This is a genomic window from Chryseobacterium sp. CG10_8 (genome assembly GCF_058117085.1).
In genome coordinates, this window is record NZ_JBYVEB010000006.1 from 46588 (window position 1) to 67088 (window position 20501).

Annotated in this window: 17 protein-coding genes; 15 read left to right on the top strand and 2 right to left on the bottom strand. The window is 34.3% G+C overall.

Annotation, left to right across the window (positions count from 1 at the left end; all coding sequences use genetic code 11):
- Positions 1-9: 9 nt before the first annotated feature.
- Positions 10-903, bottom strand: coding sequence for a DUF8457 domain-containing protein (locus tag AC4AGG_RS02330; protein ID WP_489770367.1), 894 nt, complete (start codon positions 901-903; stop codon positions 10-12).
- Between the two features lie 59 nt (positions 904-962).
- On the opposite strand from AC4AGG_RS02330, the gene AC4AGG_RS02335 reads away from it, so the two are divergent.
- From AC4AGG_RS02335 to AC4AGG_RS02360, 6 genes are all read left to right on the top strand, one after another.
- Complete coding sequence (locus tag AC4AGG_RS02335; RefSeq protein ID WP_489770368.1) at positions 963-1559, top strand: thymidine kinase; 597 nt, start codon at positions 963-965, stop codon at positions 1557-1559.
- Positions 1556-4006 (top strand): bifunctional UDP-N-acetylmuramoyl-tripeptide:D-alanyl-D-alanine ligase/alanine racemase, encoded by a 2451-nt coding sequence (locus tag AC4AGG_RS02340; RefSeq protein ID WP_489770369.1) that lies wholly within the window; start codon positions 1556-1558, stop codon positions 4004-4006. Before AC4AGG_RS02335 ends, AC4AGG_RS02340 begins: the two co-directional genes overlap by 4 nt.
- Entirely contained in the window at positions 4006-6150 is a 2145-nt protein-coding gene (locus tag AC4AGG_RS02345) for a patatin-like phospholipase family protein (protein ID WP_489770370.1), read from the top strand. The genes AC4AGG_RS02340 and AC4AGG_RS02345 overlap by 1 nt, the downstream gene beginning before the upstream one ends.
- A 4-nt stretch (positions 6151-6154) precedes the next feature.
- Entirely contained in the window at positions 6155-6577 is a 423-nt protein-coding gene (gene ybeY / locus AC4AGG_RS02350) for an rRNA maturation RNase YbeY (protein WP_489770371.1), read from the top strand.
- A gap of 60 nt (positions 6578-6637) precedes the next feature.
- A complete protein-coding gene (gene mnmG, locus AC4AGG_RS02355; RefSeq protein WP_489770372.1) occupies positions 6638-8500 on the top strand; it encodes a tRNA uridine-5-carboxymethylaminomethyl(34) synthesis enzyme MnmG in 1863 nt (620 codons plus the stop codon).
- Between the two features lie 160 nt (positions 8501-8660).
- Entirely contained in the window at positions 8661-9491 is an 831-nt protein-coding gene (locus AC4AGG_RS02360) for a class I SAM-dependent methyltransferase (RefSeq protein WP_489770373.1), read from the top strand.
- A 181-nt stretch (positions 9492-9672) separates the two neighbouring features.
- Here the strand turns inward: AC4AGG_RS02360 and AC4AGG_RS02365 are convergent, their stop codons facing one another.
- The gene (locus AC4AGG_RS02365; RefSeq protein WP_489770374.1) at positions 9673-10863 is read right to left on the bottom strand and encodes a phosphoglycerate kinase; all 1191 of its coding nucleotides are present in this window, start codon (positions 10861-10863) and stop codon (positions 9673-9675) included.
- Between the two features lie 648 nt (positions 10864-11511).
- On the opposite strand from AC4AGG_RS02365, the gene rpiB reads away from it, so the two are divergent.
- From rpiB to AC4AGG_RS02410, 9 genes are all read left to right on the top strand, one after another.
- Positions 11512-11940: a ribose 5-phosphate isomerase B gene (gene rpiB, locus AC4AGG_RS02370; protein ID WP_489770375.1), complete on the top strand. Its 429-nt coding sequence runs from the start codon at positions 11512-11514 to the stop codon at positions 11938-11940.
- 289 nt (positions 11941-12229) lie between these two features.
- Positions 12230-14386 (top strand): ribonuclease R, encoded by a 2157-nt coding sequence (gene rnr, locus AC4AGG_RS02375; protein ID WP_489770376.1) that lies wholly within the window; start codon positions 12230-12232, stop codon positions 14384-14386.
- A gap of 2 nt (positions 14387-14388) precedes the next feature.
- A complete protein-coding gene (locus AC4AGG_RS02380; protein ID WP_489770377.1) occupies positions 14389-14904 on the top strand; it encodes a hypothetical protein in 516 nt (171 codons plus the stop codon).
- Positions 14905-14915: 11 nt separating this feature from the next.
- Positions 14916-15590 carry a LysE family translocator gene (locus tag AC4AGG_RS02385; protein ID WP_489770378.1) on the top strand — a complete coding sequence of 225 codons (675 nt, stop codon included), beginning with the start codon at positions 14916-14918 and terminating at the stop codon, positions 15588-15590.
- Between the two features lie 5 nt (positions 15591-15595).
- A complete protein-coding gene (locus tag AC4AGG_RS02390; RefSeq protein WP_489770379.1) occupies positions 15596-16531 on the top strand; it encodes a S66 peptidase family protein in 936 nt (311 codons plus the stop codon).
- Between the two features lie 33 nt (positions 16532-16564).
- Positions 16565-16936, top strand: coding sequence for a YraN family protein (locus AC4AGG_RS02395; RefSeq protein WP_489770380.1), 372 nt, complete (start codon positions 16565-16567; stop codon positions 16934-16936).
- Complete coding sequence (locus AC4AGG_RS02400; protein WP_489770381.1) at positions 16936-17670, top strand: prolipoprotein diacylglyceryl transferase family protein; 735 nt, start codon at positions 16936-16938, stop codon at positions 17668-17670. The genes AC4AGG_RS02395 and AC4AGG_RS02400 overlap by 1 nt, the downstream gene beginning before the upstream one ends.
- Positions 17671-17940: 270 nt before the next feature.
- The gene (locus AC4AGG_RS02405; protein WP_489770382.1) at positions 17941-18471 is read left to right on the top strand and encodes a hypothetical protein; all 531 of its coding nucleotides are present in this window, start codon (positions 17941-17943) and stop codon (positions 18469-18471) included.
- 206 nt (positions 18472-18677) lie between these two features.
- Positions 18678-20099 carry a radical SAM protein gene (locus AC4AGG_RS02410; RefSeq protein WP_489770383.1) on the top strand — a complete coding sequence of 474 codons (1422 nt, stop codon included), beginning with the start codon at positions 18678-18680 and terminating at the stop codon, positions 20097-20099.
- Positions 20100-20501 lie beyond the last annotated feature (402 nt).

Sequence of the window (20501 nt, forward strand, 5' to 3'; positions counted from 1 at the left end):
TTTAGGGGATTACATAAATTTATTTTCCGCTAAAGACCACAACCTTTGTGCATAATCGTCAACTTTATCCCATTTTCGGTCATAGTAAAGTTCACTCAAATATTCTTTGGCTTCGTCAAGAGTCTGGAAGGAGTTCAACTTGTGAATCGCTTTGTTAAGTTCTTCTTGTTCTCCACCAAAAAGGGTCTTGGTAAATGCTATTTTGTCATTGAAATCCAAACGAAACTCTGGTCTCGCTTTCGGAGCTTCCATATATTTGGTAGAAACATGGCTTTTCAGTAGACTACTGCTATCTTCATGAACTACCTCCTCAACGGTTTCCTCTTTTTTAAGACCTTTGATATGAGCCAGTTTAATCCTTCTTAATTCCATCGCCTCTTCTGATTCTTCTTCAGGACTCACATGGATTTCCATTGGTATCTTCTTCTCTTCCACTACCTCTTCAGCAACCGATTCTTCAATAACTAGTTCTGGCTCAGCTTCGATTTGAGGTTCTTCATTTGGTACGACTTCAATCTCCTCCTCTACTTCCAATTGGATTACATCCCCTTCTACAATCTTATCATCCTGTACGTTTTGGTACGAAATATCTTCATTGGAGATTTCGTTCAATTCATTATTGAAAATCACTTCTTCTTCAACCTCTTCATCATGAATTTTGAATTCAAATTCCTGCTTAATTTCTTCCTCTTGCTCGACTACTTCTTTAATAAAAGCAGAAGGAACTTCCTCAACTTGAAAATTTCTTTCCATTACGCGGAAAAAACTGATATTTTCCAACAATAAAAACAAATCTTCTTCCGAATTAATCAAATCTTCAACAGTATTAACGCTCCCAAGATCCGAAATAATTCGTCTGCTTTCTTGGAAAACCTTGTCTTGAAGATCGTTATATTTTTCCATATCTTTCTGTTTATTTTGTGTATTTTTGATTCTATAAAATTTACGGCTAATTTAACAAAATGTTTTTAGAAAATACGATAAACCACTCCAAACAGAGTGGATGGATGGAAGTGATTTGTGGATCTATGTTTTCGGGGAAAACCGAGGAGCTTATAAGAAGACTAAGACGAGCAGAAATGGCTGGTCAAAGAGTTGAAATATTTAAACCAAAAATTGACAGTCGATATCATAAAGATGATGTAGTGTCTCATAATCAAAACTCAATCAAGAGCACCGCAGTTGAATCTACTCAAGAAATATTTGAAAAAGGGAAAAACTGTGATGTTGTTGCTATCGACGAAGCTCAATTCTTCGATCCATCTATCGTTGATATTGCCAATCAATTGGCTAACCATGGGGTACGAGTTGTTATTGCTGGATTAGATATGGATTTTCTTGGTCGTCCTTTCGGGTCTATGCCCGATCTAATGGCAACTGCAGAGTATGTTACTAAAGTTCATGCGATTTGTAAAAAGACCGGAAATCTCGCCAATTACTCATTAAGAACATCAAAAAGCCAAGACCTCGTAGAACTTGGAGAAACAGAAAAATACGAAGCGGTAAGCAGACGTGTTTTTATTGATGAAGTTCTGAGTAAAAAAAATGATAATGAATGAATTACACCACACGACAACTTGCTGAGATAACGTCGTCTTTCCTCATCGGAAATCCAGATCTTTTGGTTAAAAAAATTGCTTTCGACACCCGAAAACTTTTTACAACCGATGGAATGGCTTTTATTGCACTCAATACGCAGAAAAATTCTGGTGAAAAATATGTTTCCCAAGCTATCGAAAAGGGAATCAATATTATCATTGCCGAACACAAAATAGAAACGGAAACCGAGGTCACTTGGGTAATTGTTGAAAATGCATTGGATTTCCTGAGACAATTAGCGAAACATCATTTGACTCTTTTTCCTCAGTTAAAAACCGTCGGTATCACTGGAAGTAACGGAAAAACAGTGATTAAGGAATGGTTATTTCAATCTTTGAATGATGATTTTTCCGTGGTAAAAAGTCCAAAAAGTTATAACTCTCAATTAGGACTTCCACTCTCAATTCTACAAATAAAACCCGAAAATCAAATCGGTCTTTTTGAAGTAGGAATTTCGAAACCAGGAGAAATGCAAAGACAATCAGAAATCTTTTCTCCAGAGATAGGAATCCTAACTCATATCGGTAGCGCCCATCTTGCCCACTTTGAAAGCAAAGAGCAGCTTATCGACGAAAAAATATCTCTTTTTGAAAAATCTAAAACCATTATTTACAATGGTGATGATCCAATGGTTCGTCAAAAAATTAATGCTAAATATGCGGATCGAAATTTAATTTCGTACGGACTTAGCTTTGATAACGATGTCTACATTGCCAACGATTGGCAAGAAAAAAGTCAGGATTTGGAGATCGTTCTTAGAGGACAACACTTCCTTTTACCTGTTCAACAAAGAGATCAAGCAACATTAAGTAATGCATTAGGAGTCATTACTTTACTTAGCGAATTAGGTTTCTCAACAGACAAAATCACGGACAAAATCAATGAACTTCGCGCAGTCGAAATGCGTTTAGAAAGCATTGAGGGCATCAGAAATAATCTCATTATCAACGATTCCTTCAATCTTGACATCGATTCTTTGATTATTGCTTATCAATTCATCAACGAATATAATAAACCTAAGAAAACGTTGATTCTAACCGATTTCTTAGAAGGAAAAGATAATTATGATGAGTTCTACCAACAAGTAGCAAGCTTAACTAATCCACAAAATTTTGATACCATTTTTCTTATAGGTAAAGAAATTACACAGTTTCAGAGTTTATTTGAAAGTGAAATTTTTACTTTTAATAATACTGAGTTATTAATTGATAGTCAGGAATTTAGAAAAATAGAAGATTCCCTCGTTTTACTTAAGGGCGCAAGAAAATTCGAATTAGAAAAGGTAAAAAACGCTTTAGAACTTCAGAAACATGATACGGTTTTAGAGGTTAATCTTAATGCTATTATTCACAACATTAACGTTCATAAAAGCTTTCTCAAACCAGAAACCAAAATGATGGCGATGGTAAAAGCTTTCTCCTATGGACTTGGTGGTTACGAAATTGCAGAATTTCTTCAACATCATCATATTGATTATCTTGGAGTTGCGTACGCAGACGAAGGAATCGATCTTAGAAAGAAAGGGATTACTTCTCCAATTATGGTGATGAATCCCGAACAACACAGCTACTCCAGCATCATCGACTATCAATTAGAGCCAGAAATCTATAGTATTAGAGTTTTGGACTTATTCTGTGAACAACTGAAACAAAAAAATATTTCTGAAAAATATCCTATCCATATCAAGTTAGAAACAGGAATGCATCGTCTTGGTTTTAAGGAAAATGAATTAGATGAATTGATACAAAGATTGAAGTCGCAAAATGTTAGAATTAAGAGTATCTTTAGCCATCTTTCTTCATCAGATGTTGCCTCAGAAAGAGAATATACACTTGAGCAGATTGCGGTCTTTGACAGAATGTCTTCAAAAATAAGTGCATCTCTGAAGGAGAAACCTATTCGACATATTCTTAATTCGTCGGGAATAGCAAATTACCCAGAATATCAGTTTGATATGGTAAGAATTGGTATAGGTATGGTTGGTATTTCCTCAGACAAAGAAATACAAAAGCAATTACAGAGTGCAGTTTGTTTTAAGACCGTTATCTCCCAAATAAGTGATGTTAAACAGGGTGATTCTATCGGATATTCTCGCAACTACAAAGCTCAAGAAGATACCAAAATTGCAACACTTCCTGTTGGATACGCAGATGGAATTCCAAGGCTTATCGGGAACAGCGTTGGCAAAGTCGGTCTCAATGGTCAATTAGTACCAATTGTTGGGAATGTTTGCATGGATATGATGATGGTTGATGTGGGCAACATTCAAGTCAAAGAAGGTGACGAAGTTAAGATATTTAATTCAAATCCCACTTTAGAGGAATTTGCATCTTATTGTAAAACAATTTCTTATGAGGTATTAACCTCTATATCAAGAAGAGTCAAAAGAGTATATATCAAAGACTAATGAAAAGGCTATTTATTCTTTTTATCATTTGTTTCTTTGGGGTTTTAATGAAATCTCAGGAGGCGTCTCGTCCGAAAGTAGGGCTATCCCTATCCGGAGGCGGAGCTAAAGGATTTGCTCATGTAGGAGTACTAAAAATGATAGATTCCTTAGGAATCAAGATAGATTACGTCTCAGGGACAAGTATGGGCTCTATCATTGGTGGATTATATGCTTCCGGGTATTCTGCAAAACAAATTGAAAGCTTCATCAGCAACACAGATTTCTATACTCTTTTAACCAACGAGAAAACACGAAAAGAAACTTCTTTTTTTACCAAAAATACAGATAAATACATCCTTACCGTACCCATCAAGAATGGTAAAATGAATATGCTTCCAAAAGCCATATCTTCAGGCCAAAAGAATATCTATGTGCTGAAAGAGCTTTTGGATAACGTATCTGAAATCAAGGATTTCTCCAAATTGCCTATTCCCTTCATGTGTGTAGCTACTAACCTGGAAACAGGAAAAATAAAGTACTTTGAAGAAGGAAATTTAGTCAATTCAATCATGGCAAGTTCCGCCTTCCCTTCTTTAATGAATCCAGTCAAAATTGGAGACAGTCTCTATATTGATGGTGCAATGACCATGAATTATCCTTCTCAGCCACTTAAGGATAAAGGAATGGATATCGTTATTGGGGTTAACCTGAGCCAAGATTTTTCCACTCGTGAAGACTTAGAAAGTGCATTAGATATTCTTAATCAAGTTCTTGATTTTCAAATTCAAAATGAAACAAAAAAGCAGATTCAATACACAGACATTAATATTCACCCAAATCTTAAAGGATTAACTGCTTTAAGTTATGACCAGAAAAAGGCGATTATTGACTCTGGTTTTGCTGCAGCAAAGCAATTTGAGTCTGTGTTAAGTAAGTTACCAAAAAGAGAGTTCAGTTATGTTAGAAACCCGGGTAACACCATATTTTCCAACACCTACAAAATAGATGACATTCAGTTGAATAATAATAAGATTTTCAGCAAATCCTATGTTCTGGGAAAAATGAACTTACGAGTGCCATCTGTTCTTTCCTATGCAAGCATCAACGGAATGACGGATAAGTTATATGCAACAGATAACTACAAATTTATTTCCTACGATATTACACGAAAGGATAATAAAAATGTGCTTGTCCTCAATGTAGAAGAAGATGCGACAAGATATTTTCTTAAATTCGGATTACACTATGATGATGCCTTTAAAACAGGCCTTCTTGTCAATCTTACTATTAAGAGATTAATTTTTAAGAATTCGACCATATCTATAGATGGGGTCATAGGCGACCAGCCACGCTATTATTTCAACTATTTCATCGATAATGGATATATACCTGGTTTTGGCCTTTATGCCTCTGGAATGACGCTAGATTTGAAGGATATTAACGGTAACGATGGAGAAGAGTGGAACTGGTATAGAAACAATGCGTTTATACAGTCTACTTGGAAGGACAAATATGCTATAGGTGGAGGATTTTCTTGGGATATTTATAATACAAGATTACCAAACTCTGAAATTACAGATAGAGAAAAGCCTATCAATCCATATGTATTCATAAAAAGTGATACCCAAAATGACCCGGATTTCCCTACAAAAGGAATCTTCATTAATACAGAAGGAAAATTATTAGACCTCTTTAATGAGGAATTGGAAGAAAAGAATCTTCAATTAAAAGGAGACTTCCGGTTCAATTTTCCGATATCAGAAAAAATAGCCTACCAACTGAAATTATACGGAGGTTTCACTTTTGGTTCAGGTATTAGCAAATATTACATGTATAGATCAGGAGGATATATAGCTCAAAACTTAAACAATTTTGTAAGGATGAATGGTTACTACTTTGGAAGTCTTGCTAGTGAAAACATGCTGTTTGCTTCTAATCAGTTCCAATATCAGTTTTATAAAAATTTGTTTGTTATTGTGGATTTTCAAATGCTCAACAACTTTAACAATGTTAATGTAGAAAACGTATTGAAAATCACAAACAGCTCGGCAGGATTAACTTTGGGCTATAAATCACCATTTGGACAAATTAAACTTAACTATAGTCTACCAATCGAAACACAAAAAGGGATATTCTCTGTAGTATTAGGACATTGGTTTTAATTATATGATTACACATTCATTTGAAAATTTAGAAGAAATTACACTTCCTCCACATACCGAAATGTGGCTAGAAAAACTAGTACAGACCGAAGAAAAAAAACTTGGTGATATCCATTATATCTTCTGTGATGATGATTATTTACTCAAAGTGAATCAAGACTTTCTTCAACATGATGATTATACAGATATCATCACCTTTGATTACGTCAAAGGCAAAACCATTTCGGGAGATATTTTCATATCTTTGCAGCGCATTTCTGACAACGCAGAGCTTCTTAATTTACCCTTCGATGAAGAATTAAAAAGAGTTCTAGCACACGGTGTTCTTCACCTTTGTGGGTACAAGGACAAAACAGAAACCGATAAAATAGAAATGCGAGCTAAAGAAGATTTCTATTTAGACTTGTACAAATCTCTTTATTTATAGGACTTTTTTGCAATTGTTTCACGTGAAACAATAAATATTTTAAAAGAATTTTGCATTAATATGATTAATGAAATATATGACGTTATCGTTGTAGGGGCTGGCCATGCAGGAAACGAAGCTGCTGCTGCTGCTGCCAATTTGGGTTCCAAAACCATACTTATCACCATGAATATGGAAACCATTGGTAAAATGAGCTGCAATCCAGCAATGGGAGGTATAGCAAAAGGCCAAATCGTAAGAGAAATTGACGCATTAGGAGGATACAGCGGAATTATTGCTGACAAATCTGCTATCCAATTCAAGATGCTTAATCTCTCCAAAGGCCCTGCTATGTGGTCACCAAGAACTCAGAATGACCGAATGCTTTTCGCAAACGAATGGAGATTAGCGCTTGAAAATACACCCAATTTAGACTTTTTTCAAGATATGGTTAAAAGCTTAATCATTGAAAATAATCAAGTTACAGGCGTTATCACCTCCCTTGGAATCGAAATCAAAGGAAAATCAGTAGTCCTAACTAACGGAACTTTTCTTAATGGACTTATCCATGTTGGAGACAAACAACTTGGTGGAGGAAGAATGGGCGAACCCAAAGCTTTTGGAATCACAGAGCAATTGGTTGACTTAGGATTTGATGCTGGAAGAATGAAAACCGGAACACCACCTCGAATTGACGGAAGATCCTTAGATTATTCCAAAATGGAAGAACAATCTGGTGATATTAATCCTCAGAAATTCAGTTATTTAAATACTCCAAAAATAACAAAGCAAAAAAGCTGCTATATCACTTATACCAATGAAGAAGTACATGATATCTTAAGATCCGGTTTTGATAGAAGTCCAATGTTTAATGGTACAATACAAAGTACTGGTCCAAGATATTGCCCAAGCATCGAGGATAAAATCAATCGTTTTGCAGAGCGAAATCGCCATCAACTCTTTGTAGAACCAGAGGGTTGGGATACCATTGAAATTTACCTTAATGGATTTAGCTCATCTCTACCAGAAGATATACAGATTAAAGCATTGAAAAAGATTCCAGGAATAGAAAACGTCAAGGTTTTTCGACCTGGATATGCGATAGAATACGACTACTTCCCTCCTACACAATTGAGTCATACTTTGGAAACTAAAATCATTGAAAATCTGTACTTTGCTGGCCAAATCAACGGTACAACTGGATATGAAGAAGCTGCGGGACAAGGTTTAATGGCGGGAATTAATGCCCATCTTAAAGTTCATGAAAAAGAAAAATTAGTTCTTAGCAGAGATGAGGCTTATATAGGTGTTCTTATTGATGATTTAATCACCAAAGGAACGGAAGAACCATACCGAATGTTTACTTCAAGAGCAGAATACAGACTACTTCTTAGACAAGATAACGCAGATATCCGACTAACAGAAAAAAGCAACAAAATAGGCCTTGCATCAAATGAAAGACTGGAATTAGTTAACAAGAAAATAGAGGAAAGTGACAAGCTGGAAAATTATCTTAGAGAATTATCTTTGAAACCAAAAGTAATTAATCCAATTCTTGAGGAAAACGAAAGCAATCCAGTAGATCAAGCTTATAAAGCGTCACAATTTCTAACAAGACCAAACATCAACCTTCAAAAACTTTCTTCAGTTGATGAGATAGGAACTGAGCTTCAAAATTACTCTGAAGAAGTGATAGAACAAGCTGAAATCAACATTAAGTACAAAGGTTATATTGAGAAAGAGAAAGAAAATGTAGCTAAATTGCAGCGTATGGAGAATATCAAGATTCCTGAAGATTTTGACTTTTCTAAGATATCTTCTCTTTCCTCTGAAGCCAAACAGAAACTACAGAAAGTATTGCCAAAGACCATAGCACAAGCATCAAGAATTAGCGGTGTCTCCCCTGCCGATATCAATGTTTTGTTGATTTATTTAGGTAGATAGAATTATGGATAACTTGTGGAATGTTTCACGTGAAACATTATAAAAACGCAGAAATAATAATAAATATTGATATTGTTAATTTGTTAGTAAATGAAATCAAAATGATTTATTAGAATCATTGAAGATAACATGTCCTTGTTGAAAAACATCAAAATAAAACATGAAAATTAAAGATCATTTCCTTTCTCAGGAAACCTTCGAAGTAAAAGAAACAGAAATAAAAGGTGTTTTAAAAACCACCCCAGTCCCATCCAATATATCCAAGTATTACGAAAGTACCGATTATATTTCGCATCACCAGGATTCCCAAAGTTTAAAAGAAAAAATATATAAATTCTTTCAGAAATTTAATCTTAACTACAAAAGGAATCTCCTTTCTAAGGAACTCTTTGAAAACGCAAAAGTACTAGACTATGGATGTGGTGCTGGTGAGTTCTTGAAATTTATAGAAAATGATGTTAGAACTTTTGGCTATGAACCTAACGAAGATGCACGCAATTTTGCAAAATCCAAATCCAACAAAACTCAATTCATTTCCAATATTGAGGAAATAGAAGATGATAGTCTGGACGCAATTACCCTATGGCATGTCTTCGAACACATCGAAAATCAAGATGAAATTTTAGAAATATTTTATAGAAAACTGAAGAAGCAAGGAATCCTAATTATTGCTATTCCGAATCATGATTCTTACGATGCAAAATATTACAAAGAATTCTGGGCCGCTTACGATGTCCCTCGACACATTTTTCATATCTCCCAAAATGGAATGAAAAATCTATTTTCGAAAAATGAGAACAAAGAAAAATGGAAACTCAAAAAAATCAAACCTCTCCTACTCGACTCTTATTATATTTCCATCATGAGTGAAAAATACAAAAAAAATCCTCTTTTTTGGATTAAAGGAGGAGTTCTTGGAGCGATTTCTAATTTTAAAGCCTCAAAAACGAACGATTTTTCCAGTTTGATATATATACTCGAAAAAATATAGATATTTAAAATTTAATAGGTTTCTGAAAGTCAATTTTCGGCACAAAAACCACAATTTTCAAAAAAAATCATTTTTCTGACAAAAAAATTGATTACAAAAAAATGACAAACGAAAAATAAGAAAATAAAAAAACGTCTCCAAATTTTGGAGACGTTCTTATTTATAAAAATTAATAGAAATATTAATTATTAATTGCAGCAACTCCTGGAAGTTCTAAACCTTCTAAACTTTCCAACATAGCACCTCCTCCTGTAGAAACATAAGATACTTTATCAGCATAACCATTTTGTTTTACAAAAGCAACACTGTCACCACCTCCAACTAAAGAAAAAGCTCCCAACTTAGTTGCCTCTGTAATACTATCACCAAGAGCAATTGTTCCATTAGCAAAAGTTGGCATCTCGAAAACTCCGACAGGACCATTCCAAAGAATAGTTTTAGAATTCATAATCACATCATGGAAAATCTCTCTTGACTTAACACCTGCGTCCAAACCTTGCCATCCTTCTGGAATCTCATAAATATTTACAACTTTAGTCTCGGCGTCATTAGCAAAATCATCTGCAGCAATAACATCAACAGGTAGATACACATTAACGTTCTGAGCCTTCGCTTTTTCCAGGATAGAAAGCGCAAGGTCCATTTTATCATCTTCAACGATAGAAGTACCGATATGACCTCCTAAAGCCTTAATAAACGTAAAGGACATACCTCCTCCAATAATCAAATTATCAACAGCAGGCAAAATGTTTTCAATAATGGTTATTTTACTTGAAACTTTGGAACCACCTAAAATAGCAGTAACTGGTTTCTCCCCAGAACGAAGTACTTTATCAATAGCCTCCAACTCCTTCTCCATCAACAAACCGAAAAATTTAGTTGAAGGAAAAAACTCGGCAATAACAGCTGTAGAAGCATGCTTTCTATGAGCTGTACCAAAAGCATCGTTAACATATGCATCACCTAACTGAGCAAGACTTTTAGCAAATTCTACATCACCTTTCTCTTCTTCATCGTGAAAACGTAGATTCTCTAACAACAAAACTTCTCCAGGCTTCAAAGCCGCAGCCTTAGCTTTAGCATCATCTCCAATACAATCTGTGCTGAAAATTACTGTTTTTCCTAACACTTTCTCAATTTCAGAAAGAACATTTTTAAGAGAAAATTGCTCACTAACTTTCCCTTTTGGTCTTCCAAGGTGAGTCATAATAATCACAGAACCTCCATCCTCGATAATCTTATCGATAGTAGGTTTTGCAGCTACAATTCTTGTATTATCCGTAACTTCCAATGCTTCATTTTGAGGAACATTGAAGTCAACACGCACTAAAACTTTTTGGTCTTTGAAATTGTGATTCTTTATAGTTTTCATATGAATAAGTGAATTATTTTTTGTGGTACAAATTTACACTTAATCCCCGAAACAAAATTAAATTCGAGTTCAAAAAATCCCAAACCTACAACCAACATTAATCATCTTTCTTTTTTATAAATAAATAAATAATGATGTTGTATAATGTTGTGTGTTGTGAATTTTGGGGAAAAGTTTTTCAAATTACTTTGCCACATTTTACTTTGTAGTAATCCATATTTAATCCATAAGAAATTCAGCTGAAAAACAGCGATATATGATAGTTTTCCACAATTATTAACAATTATTATTATGTTAAATTATTAGCTATTTCAATATGGAAAACTTAACAAGAAGACCCAGAAAAATACATTGAAAAAAAACTTGCATGATTGAGTAAAAAACTGCAATGGACAAATCAATCGGATAATGAGCGGGAAAACTCACATTGTTTTCCACACCTTCTACAAGCATTATTCTCACTTGATATTAATAAAATGTTAATTGATGGTAGGTCAAATATTTATGGTTTCCACCTTCAAATTTTAACCTTGGTTATCAACCTTTTAAAAAATTAAAATAGAATGATTTCAAAATTATCTTGTGGATAAAAATGTGATTAGGTCAATATGGTGTAAATTTGTAGCAAACCCTAATATAAATTACAAAATGAAAATTGCTATTGCTTGCGACCATGCTGGTTACGAATACAAAGAGTTTTTAAAGGCTGAATTGTCCAAAAAGTATGAGATAGAAGACTTTGGAACCAATGCTCCAGATTCTGTAGATTATCCTGATTACGTTCATCCAGCTGCTACTTCTGTAGAAGAAGGTGTTAATCAATTGGGAATTTTGGTTTGTGGAAGTGGTCAAGGAGTTCAATTAGCTGCTAATAAACATCAAAAAATTAGATGTGCGCTTTGTTGGATGCCTGAGTTGGCTTCGCTTGCAAGACAACATAATAATTGTAATATGGTCGCTATTCCTGCAAGATTTATTGCTAAAGAATTGGCTCTGGAAATTGTAGAAAAATTTCTAAGTACCGATTTTGAAGGAGGAAGGCACGAAGGAAGAGTCTCAAAAATTAGTTTTTGCTAAACACATAAAGGCTTGTAAATCTGTTTACAAGCCTTATTTATTTTTTATTTCTTATCTTTGTATCGTAGATTTTACTCATCTATACTTCTCCACAACCTTTTAACCAAATCGTCAAAAAGGTTTTCTCTCCCACTTCTCCATATTTGTTGTAATTTTATGCAGGATAAATATCTCTGTACAAAAACAATGAAATTAGATAATTTCAATAAAATGTGTTGTTGATTGATTTGTTTTATCCTTTACGAAAAGGAAAAAATAAACTAAAATGTAGAAAAAAAATTAAATTAAAATGTCAAAGAAAAAATCAAAATTTATATCAAATAAAAATAATGGTAAATTAAGGGAAATAGGAAGATTAATCCTGAAATTTATGCAACAGAATTCGTCCAAAATCTATAATTATAAGCAGATTTCGGATGGAATAGATTACAAAAACCCACGCCAAAGAGAGCAAGTTATACAAGCTTTACATATGCTGCGTGCGGAAGATAGCATCAAAGAAGTAGAAAATAACAAGTATATCATTAATCTCAAAATCGAAGGTACGCTTACAGGAATTATAGACTTCAACCATTCTGGTAATGCTTATGTCAATGTTGATGGCATAGATGACGATATATTTATCCATTCTAAGAATGTTAAAGATGCCTTGCAAGGCGACAAAGTCTTAATCGTAACTTATCATTTCAAAGGAAAGAAATTAGAAGGTTCTGTTCTGGAAGTATTAGAAAGAAACAGAGAAGAATTTGTTGGTACTTTGGAATTGGTAAAACACAAGGACTTTGGATTCGTCGTTTGTGATAAAAAGCAAATCAACACCGATATTTTTGTCAAAAAAAGAAACCTGAGAGATGCCAAAGATGGCGAAAAAGTCTTGGTCAAAATCATCGATTGGAGACCAGAAGATAAAAATCCTGAAGGTGAAATTCTGAAAGTTTTGGGTGCGCCAGGTGAACATGAGACAGAAATCCACTCCATCCTTGCAGAATATGGTCTCCCCTACACTTTTCCTGAAGAAGTAGAAAAAGAAGCTGAAGAAATTGATCGAAATATCCATGATTCTGAGGTTAAGAAGCGTTGGGATATGCGTGGAATATTGACTTTTACCATCGACCCAAAAGACGCAAAAGACTTTGATGATGCTTTATCTTTAAGAAAATTAGAAAACGGAAATTGGGAAGTTGGAGTCCATATTGCGGATGTTTCGCACTATGTTGTTCCAGGGACTTTATTGGATGATGAAGCATATGACAGGGCAACGTCTGTATATCTTGTAGATCGCGTGGTTCCGATGCTTCCAGAAGTATTGAGTAATGATGTCTGTAGTCTTCGTCCTCATGAAGATAAGTACACATTTTCTGCAGTTTTTGAATTGAATGATAAAGCTGAAGTCCTCAATCAATGGTTTGGGAGAACGGTAATCCATTCTGACAGACGATTCACTTACGAAGAAGCTCAGGAAAGAATTGAAACCAAAGAAGGCGATTTAGCTGAAGAAATATTAGTTCTCGACCGATTGGCAAAGATTCTCAGAGCTAAAAGGATTGACAAGGGCGCTATTACCTTTGATAGAAGCGAAGTGAGATTCAATTTGGATGAAAATAACGAACCAATCGGAGTATATTTCAAGATGAGCAAAGACTCCAATCACTTGATTGAAGAATTTATGCTTTTGGCGAACCGAAAAGTTTCAGAATATATTTCATTGAATCGTAAAGGAGAACCTACGGATAATACTTTTATTTATCGTGTTCACGATGACCCGGACCCAACAAAATTGGAGGCATTGAGAGATTTTGTTTCCACATTCGGGTACAAAATGAATCTTGCTAATTCCAAAAAAGTGGCGGAAAGTATGAACCAGCTTTTGCATGATGTCAAAGGAAAAGGAGAAGAAAATATGATTGAAACTCTCGCAATGCGAAGCATGAGTAAAGCAGTATATTCCACAGACCCAATTGGACATTATGGATTAGGATTCGAGTATTATTCGCACTTCACCTCTCCTATTCGTCGATATCCTGATTTAATTGCACATCGTCTTTTACAGCACTATTTGGATAAAGGAAAATCACCAAACAAACCAGAATATGAAGAAAAATGTAAGCATTGTTCTTCGATGGAACGTTTAGCTGCAGATGCCGAAAGAGATTCTATCAAATTTATGCAAGTCAAATTCATGGAAAAACATTTGGGAGAAGAATTCCAAGGAGTTATTTCTGGAGTTGCTGAGTTTGGTTTTTGGGTTCAGATTCCTGAAAACGGAGCAGAAGGTCTTATCAAATTACGAGATTTGACCGACGATTCTTATATGTATGATGCGAAGAGTCATGCGGTATTTGGCACTCGTCATGGCAAACAATATCAACTTGGTGATAACATCAAAATCAAAGTTACCAAAGCCAATTTGGTTCGTAAACAATTGGATTTCAAAATTATTGATTAGCAATGTGGACGAGGTTTTTCGATATCATAAGAGCAGTAGTTTTTTTTTCAAATATTTACATCTTTTTATATGTAGTTCTTAATACCTTTATTACAGGAGGAAATCTTTTTTTGATGATAATTGTTTATACCATTATAGGTTACTTACTTTATCAAAAGATTGAAAAAGAATGGAGGTTAATGTTCCTTTGGTTTGATTATTACTGGATTTTGTTACCTTCTATTTTTAGCCTTTTTTTTATGATTAATTATTACTTTTCTGATTCCCCGAAGATTGAGAAGTATAATTTCAGATTTCATATTATGACAGATAATAGTCCTTACACAAAGAAAGGATATCCTTCTCAGATTATTTTAGAAAATAACACTTACAATAACTATCCATTGATAAGAACTTTTCTAAATTATGATCACAAATTTAAAAGAGATATTGTTATACTGACTACCGAGAACGGCTTTTTTGGGTTAAAAGTTCTAAAAAATTATGAATTTTCTCGCGAGAACCTTACATTTGAATAGAAAATAAAAACATGATAGAGCTAATCTTTTCTGCGATAGGACTTGGTCTAATGTTGAGTTTGGTTTTTATTGGACCAATATTCTTCCTGTTGATCGAGACCAGTTTCCTAAGGGGACCAAAGCATGCTCTTGCGCTTGATTTTGGTGTTATTTCTGCGGATTTGGTTTGTATAGTTGCAGCCTATTTTGCAAGTAAAGATTTAGTTGAGATTATTGATAAACATCCTGGTTTTTATCGGATTACTGCTTTAATTATTCTGATCTATGGCGTTTTTATGATTGTCTCCAAAACCAAAATGCACATAGAAGGAGAGTCCAAATTGATTAATCAAAACTATTTCAAGACCTTTATCAATGGTTTTTTCCTCAATTTATTAAATATTGGAGTGGTTCTTTTTTGGCTGGTGACAGTTATTTCGGTCAGAAATCAATATCCTGATATCGAAAAATTTGTACTCTATATCGCAATAATGATTGCGACCTATCTTTTTATCGATTTATTAAAAATATTCTTGGCAAAGCAGTTTCATGATAAACTAAATCAGCGAGTTGCTAATGTTATCAGAAATAGTGTAGGTGTGATACTGATAGTTTTTAGTATTTTCATTTTTTTGCAGAGTTACGCAAAATATAACACCTTCGATAAAAGGCTTCAAGAAGCCGAACATCAAGAACAAAGAGACTAATTCTTATGAAAGAAGTTATGATACCGACATCCTTAAAAAAGGGTGACAAAATTGCCATCATCTCCCCTGCTGGATTTGTTGAAAAATCAAGTTTAGAAAAAACCATCAGCCTAATTGAGACTAAAGGATACGAGCCTGTTTTGGGCCAATTTGCGTTGGGGAAATTTTCTAACGGATACAATTACTCAGGGACGGAAAAGGAACGAATTTCTGATCTTAATTGGGCGTTTAATGACCAAGAGATTAAAGCGATTTGGGCGTCGAGAGGTGGTTACGGCTGTCAACACTTGCTTCGTCATCTGAAACTTTCAGAATTTAGAAGGAGTCCGAAATGGTATATTGGCTACTCTGACAACACGGTAATCCAAAGTTATTTGTTGAAAAACGGATTTGCGTCCATTCATGGACAGACGATTAAGACCGCAAGTTTTGGTGTATCAGAGGAAGGATATGAAGGTATTTTTGAAATTCTGAAAGGTAAAAAACCAAAATATTTCATCGAAAAGAATTCTTTCAATAAAAATGGAATAACTGAAGGCGAATTGGTTGGTGGAAATTTAGCTTTGATTTATGCGCTTTTGGGAACCAATTATTCTTTTAATTTCAAAGATAAAATCCTTTTTATCGAAGATATTGGCGAGAATTTTTATGCTCTAGACCGAATGCTCATGAGCCTTGATTTGGCAGGAGTTTTTAGAAAAATTAAAGGGCTAATTATTGGAGGAATGACGAATATGGGCGATGAAAAAGAAAACAAAAATTATGAAGAATCTTTTGATGAATTTGCTTATCAATTGATTTCTGAACGTCTCAAGAAGTACTCCTTCCCTACTCTATTTGGCTTTCCAAACGGACATATTTTTGACAATCGACCTTTGATTATTGGCGGAAATGTAAAGATGAAGATTGAGAATAATGTTGAGGTAGATTTTAGTAGTTAATTGCTTATCACTCATCATTGATCACTTATAAAAATGGCAGATCACAACGATTTCGGGAAACAAGCAGAAGATTTGGCGGTCGATTTTTTAGTCAAGAAAAACTATAAAATCATCACAAGAAACTTCCGTTTTCAAAAAGCTGAAATTGACATCATCGCCGAGTTTGAAGACCAAATCATCATTGTTGAAGTCAAAGCAAGAAATACGGATTTGTTTTTGGAGCCACAGGAAGCCGTTAACAAGAGAAAAATAAAACTTATTGTAACTGCAACAGATGAATTTCTAAGACAACGCAGCGAGACCAAAGAAGTCAGATTCGACATTATTTCTGTGCTTCCCGATGTAATGGGAAAGCTACAAATCACCCATTTAGAGAATGCTTTCGAAGCATTTGATGCCAACTGATGAATTTCCCTTTTTATTTTGAAATTTCTGGACAGAAAATTTATTGGCATCTCATACTTGAGGTCCTCGCCTTCTTCCTAGGAATCCGGTATTACTATTTTTTGAGAAGAAGGTCTAATGACACCATTTCTAACATCAATCGATTGTGGATATTGTTGGGAGCAATGATTGGCGCTTTGTTGGGTTCGAGGTTGATTGCGTCATTTGAAATAAAAGATTTTTACCAAAATTTTTCATGGTTGCAGTTCTATGGCAACAAAACCGTTTTAGGAGGTTTTTTAGGGGGATTATTGGGTGTTGAAGGCATCAAAAAACTCATCGGAGAGAAGCAATCTTCGGGAGACATGTATGTTCTACCTATTATTTTTGCCTTGTTTATTGGAAGAATTGGATGTTTTTCGATGGGTGTTTTTGAACCAACTTTCGGAATCGAAACCAGCTCTTTTCTTGGAATGGATTTAGGAGATGGCAAAATGCGACATCCAGTGATGTTGTACGAAATGACTTTCCTTTTTGTCTTGTTTTTCTTTTTCAGATGGCTTTTGAAGCACAAGTATAAGAATTACAGGAATGGAGATTCCTTTATCATTTTTATGTTATTGTATTTTGGATTTCGGTTTTTGATGGAGTTTTTGAAGCCTCATTATGAGATATTTTTGGGACTTACCATTATCCAATGGTGTACAATTTTTATTTACATTTATTACTGGAAATTTTTTAAAAGAATGCTATGACTAATTTTTTTACTGTGGTTATTACAGCGTTTTTGATTACCGTACTTATTATGTCATACGTCATAACCTTAATTTTAGGGAAGAAAAGACTTACTCTACCTGTTTTTGCTGGCACTTTTGGAGGTCTGCTTTTAGTTATCCTTATTGTAGCCGCTGTTTTATTATCTATAGGATTTAGTATGTGCTCTTCGGGTTCATTAAGGTAAGAGTGTGGGTAACTTTAATTTTTATGAGCACACAGCACTGGAATTCAGTTTTAACTCAAATAAAATGAGAATAGAATTAATTATCATCACCATTTTCGTAACGGCCCTCGTCCTATTAGGCTGTAAGAAGGCACAACCAAAAGAGATTGAAAACAAAGCAATAGAGAAAAAGATTGAAGTTACCGACAAAGACAGTATTATTACAGAAAAAAATAGGACTCACATTTATTCTACCGACATTGATAAACTTTCTAAGGTTATTCATTTTAAAGAATATCAACCAGTTAGAGTAGATTATTATTATTTATATATCGACAATTCTGCAGGAAGAATCCCTGGTCCATCAGATGATTTTCTGGAAGCAAATTTAGAATTTGATGTGGAGACAATGGAAGAAATAAGGGATATTTTAAGTCACGCAGAAATTGCAACTCTCGGGACTTCAAAAAAAGAATTCGAATTTTCTTGGTTGGATAAAGAAACAAAAGAAGAACTGTTGAAAGAACCAGAAAGAGGAGGAATAGAAGATATTTTATTTGGAACCAATGGTCAAATTTGGCTGTTAAGAAACAAAATTCTCTACAAAAAACGTTAGAAAATGGAAAGCCCTGAGTTAATTTTTTATGCAACTTTATTTTTACTGGTTTTCTCATTTTTTGTTTTAATTTCATTAAAAAAATATCGTAAAAGTGCAACAATAGTTTTTTGCGCTACATTGTTGTTTTCTTTCAGCATAATCATAATTTTATTGCAAGGAGGAAGTATCTTTGGATTGAATTTCGGATATTTTAAATAAAAAAAATGCACAAAACACGCCCCTATATTTACTACGATTACACCAAAAGCCTTTGTCCAGAATGTTTGGAAACGATTGACACCAAAATTGTTTTCCGAGATGATAAAGTTTGGATGCTAAAATATTGCAAAACACATGGCGAATCCGAAGTGATGATTGCCGATGATGTTGAATATTACAAGCAAATCCGAAACTACAATAAACAGTCCGAAATGCCAATGAAATTCAACACGAAAGTGCATTTTGGATGTCCTTACGATTGCGGATTGTGTACAGATCACGAACAACATTCGTGTCTTTCAATTGTTGAGGTAACCGATCGTTGTAATTTGATCTGTCCAACGTGTTACGCAAGTTCGGCTCCTAATTATGGGAACCATCACACGTTGGAAGAAATCAATAAAATGTTTGATACCATTGTTGCGAATGAAGGAGAACCAGATGTTGTTCAAATTTCTGGCGGTGAACCAACCGTTCATCCACAATTTTTTGAAATTTTGGATCTAGCGAAGTCAAAACCGATCAAGCATTTGATGCTCAATACCAACGGAATCCGAATCGCCAAAGACCGAGAATTTGTTCGAAAATTAGCATCTTATATGCCTGATTTTGAGATTTATCTTCAATTTGACAGCTTCGAACCCGAAGTTTTAAAACAATTAAGAGGCGAAGATTTAACGGAAGTTCGCCGAAAAGCGATTGAACATCTGAATGAATTCAATCTTTCAACAACATTGGTGATTACGCTTCAAAAAGGTTTAAATGACCACGAAATTGGTAAAATTTTAGATTATGCTTTAGCGCAAAAATGTGTGAGAGGAGTTACGTTTCAACCAACTCAGGTTGCGGGAAGAACGGATAATTTTAATTCAGAAAAAGATAGAATTACGTTGACTGAAGTTCGTAGAAAAATTTTGGAACAATCGCCTGTTTTTGAAGGTGCAGATTTAATTCCAGTTCCGTGTAATCCGGATGCACTTTGCATGGCTTATGCGCTGAAAGTTCCATCTGACGAAACTGAAAATCAAGAAAAAACCATCATCAACGGACACGAAATTGTTCCAATGACGAGATTTGTAAGTCCCGAAGATCTATTAAATAATTCCAGAAATACGATTGTTTACGAACACGACGATAGAATTAAAGACCATCTCATTAACCTTTTCAGCACCGGAATTTCGGTGGATTGTGCAGAAAGTGAGTTTAATGATTTGATGTGTTGTCTTCCAAGGGTGAAATCGGATTCATTAGACTATTCTAATCTCTTCCGAATTATCATCATGAATTTTATGGACGCTTATGATTTCGATGTAAGAGCAGTGAAGAAATCATGTGTTCATATTGTGAGCAAAAAGAACAAATTAATTCCTTTTGAAACCATGAATTTGTTCTATCGCGATGGAAAAATCAAAGAACTAAGAGATTAAAAGATGAGCAGTGATAATTTAGTTGAACTTGGAATTTTCCTTGAAATAGCTTCAGTATTTATATTTTTTGTAGCTTTATTAGTGCTGATTTTCAGTAAAGAATATCGAATCAAAGCTCTGATTGTTATGATTATCTGTGTAATAACGTGTGTTATTGGTTTTGGGCTATGCTTTTCGAACATGAGTTTAGGAGCAATGCATTAATTTTTTTTCAAATGGAAGCAATGATTATTTTTCTAATTCTGTTAACAATTTTATTTTGGGTTTTTGTTTTTTGGCTTATTTTTTCTGGGTTTGTCAAGCAAAGAAAAGCAACTGATGAAGCTACGAAAAATTCTGGTCAATTGAGAATGATTGTTGGTGTAATAATACTTGTCATTGGAGGTAGTTTTTGTGGATTAG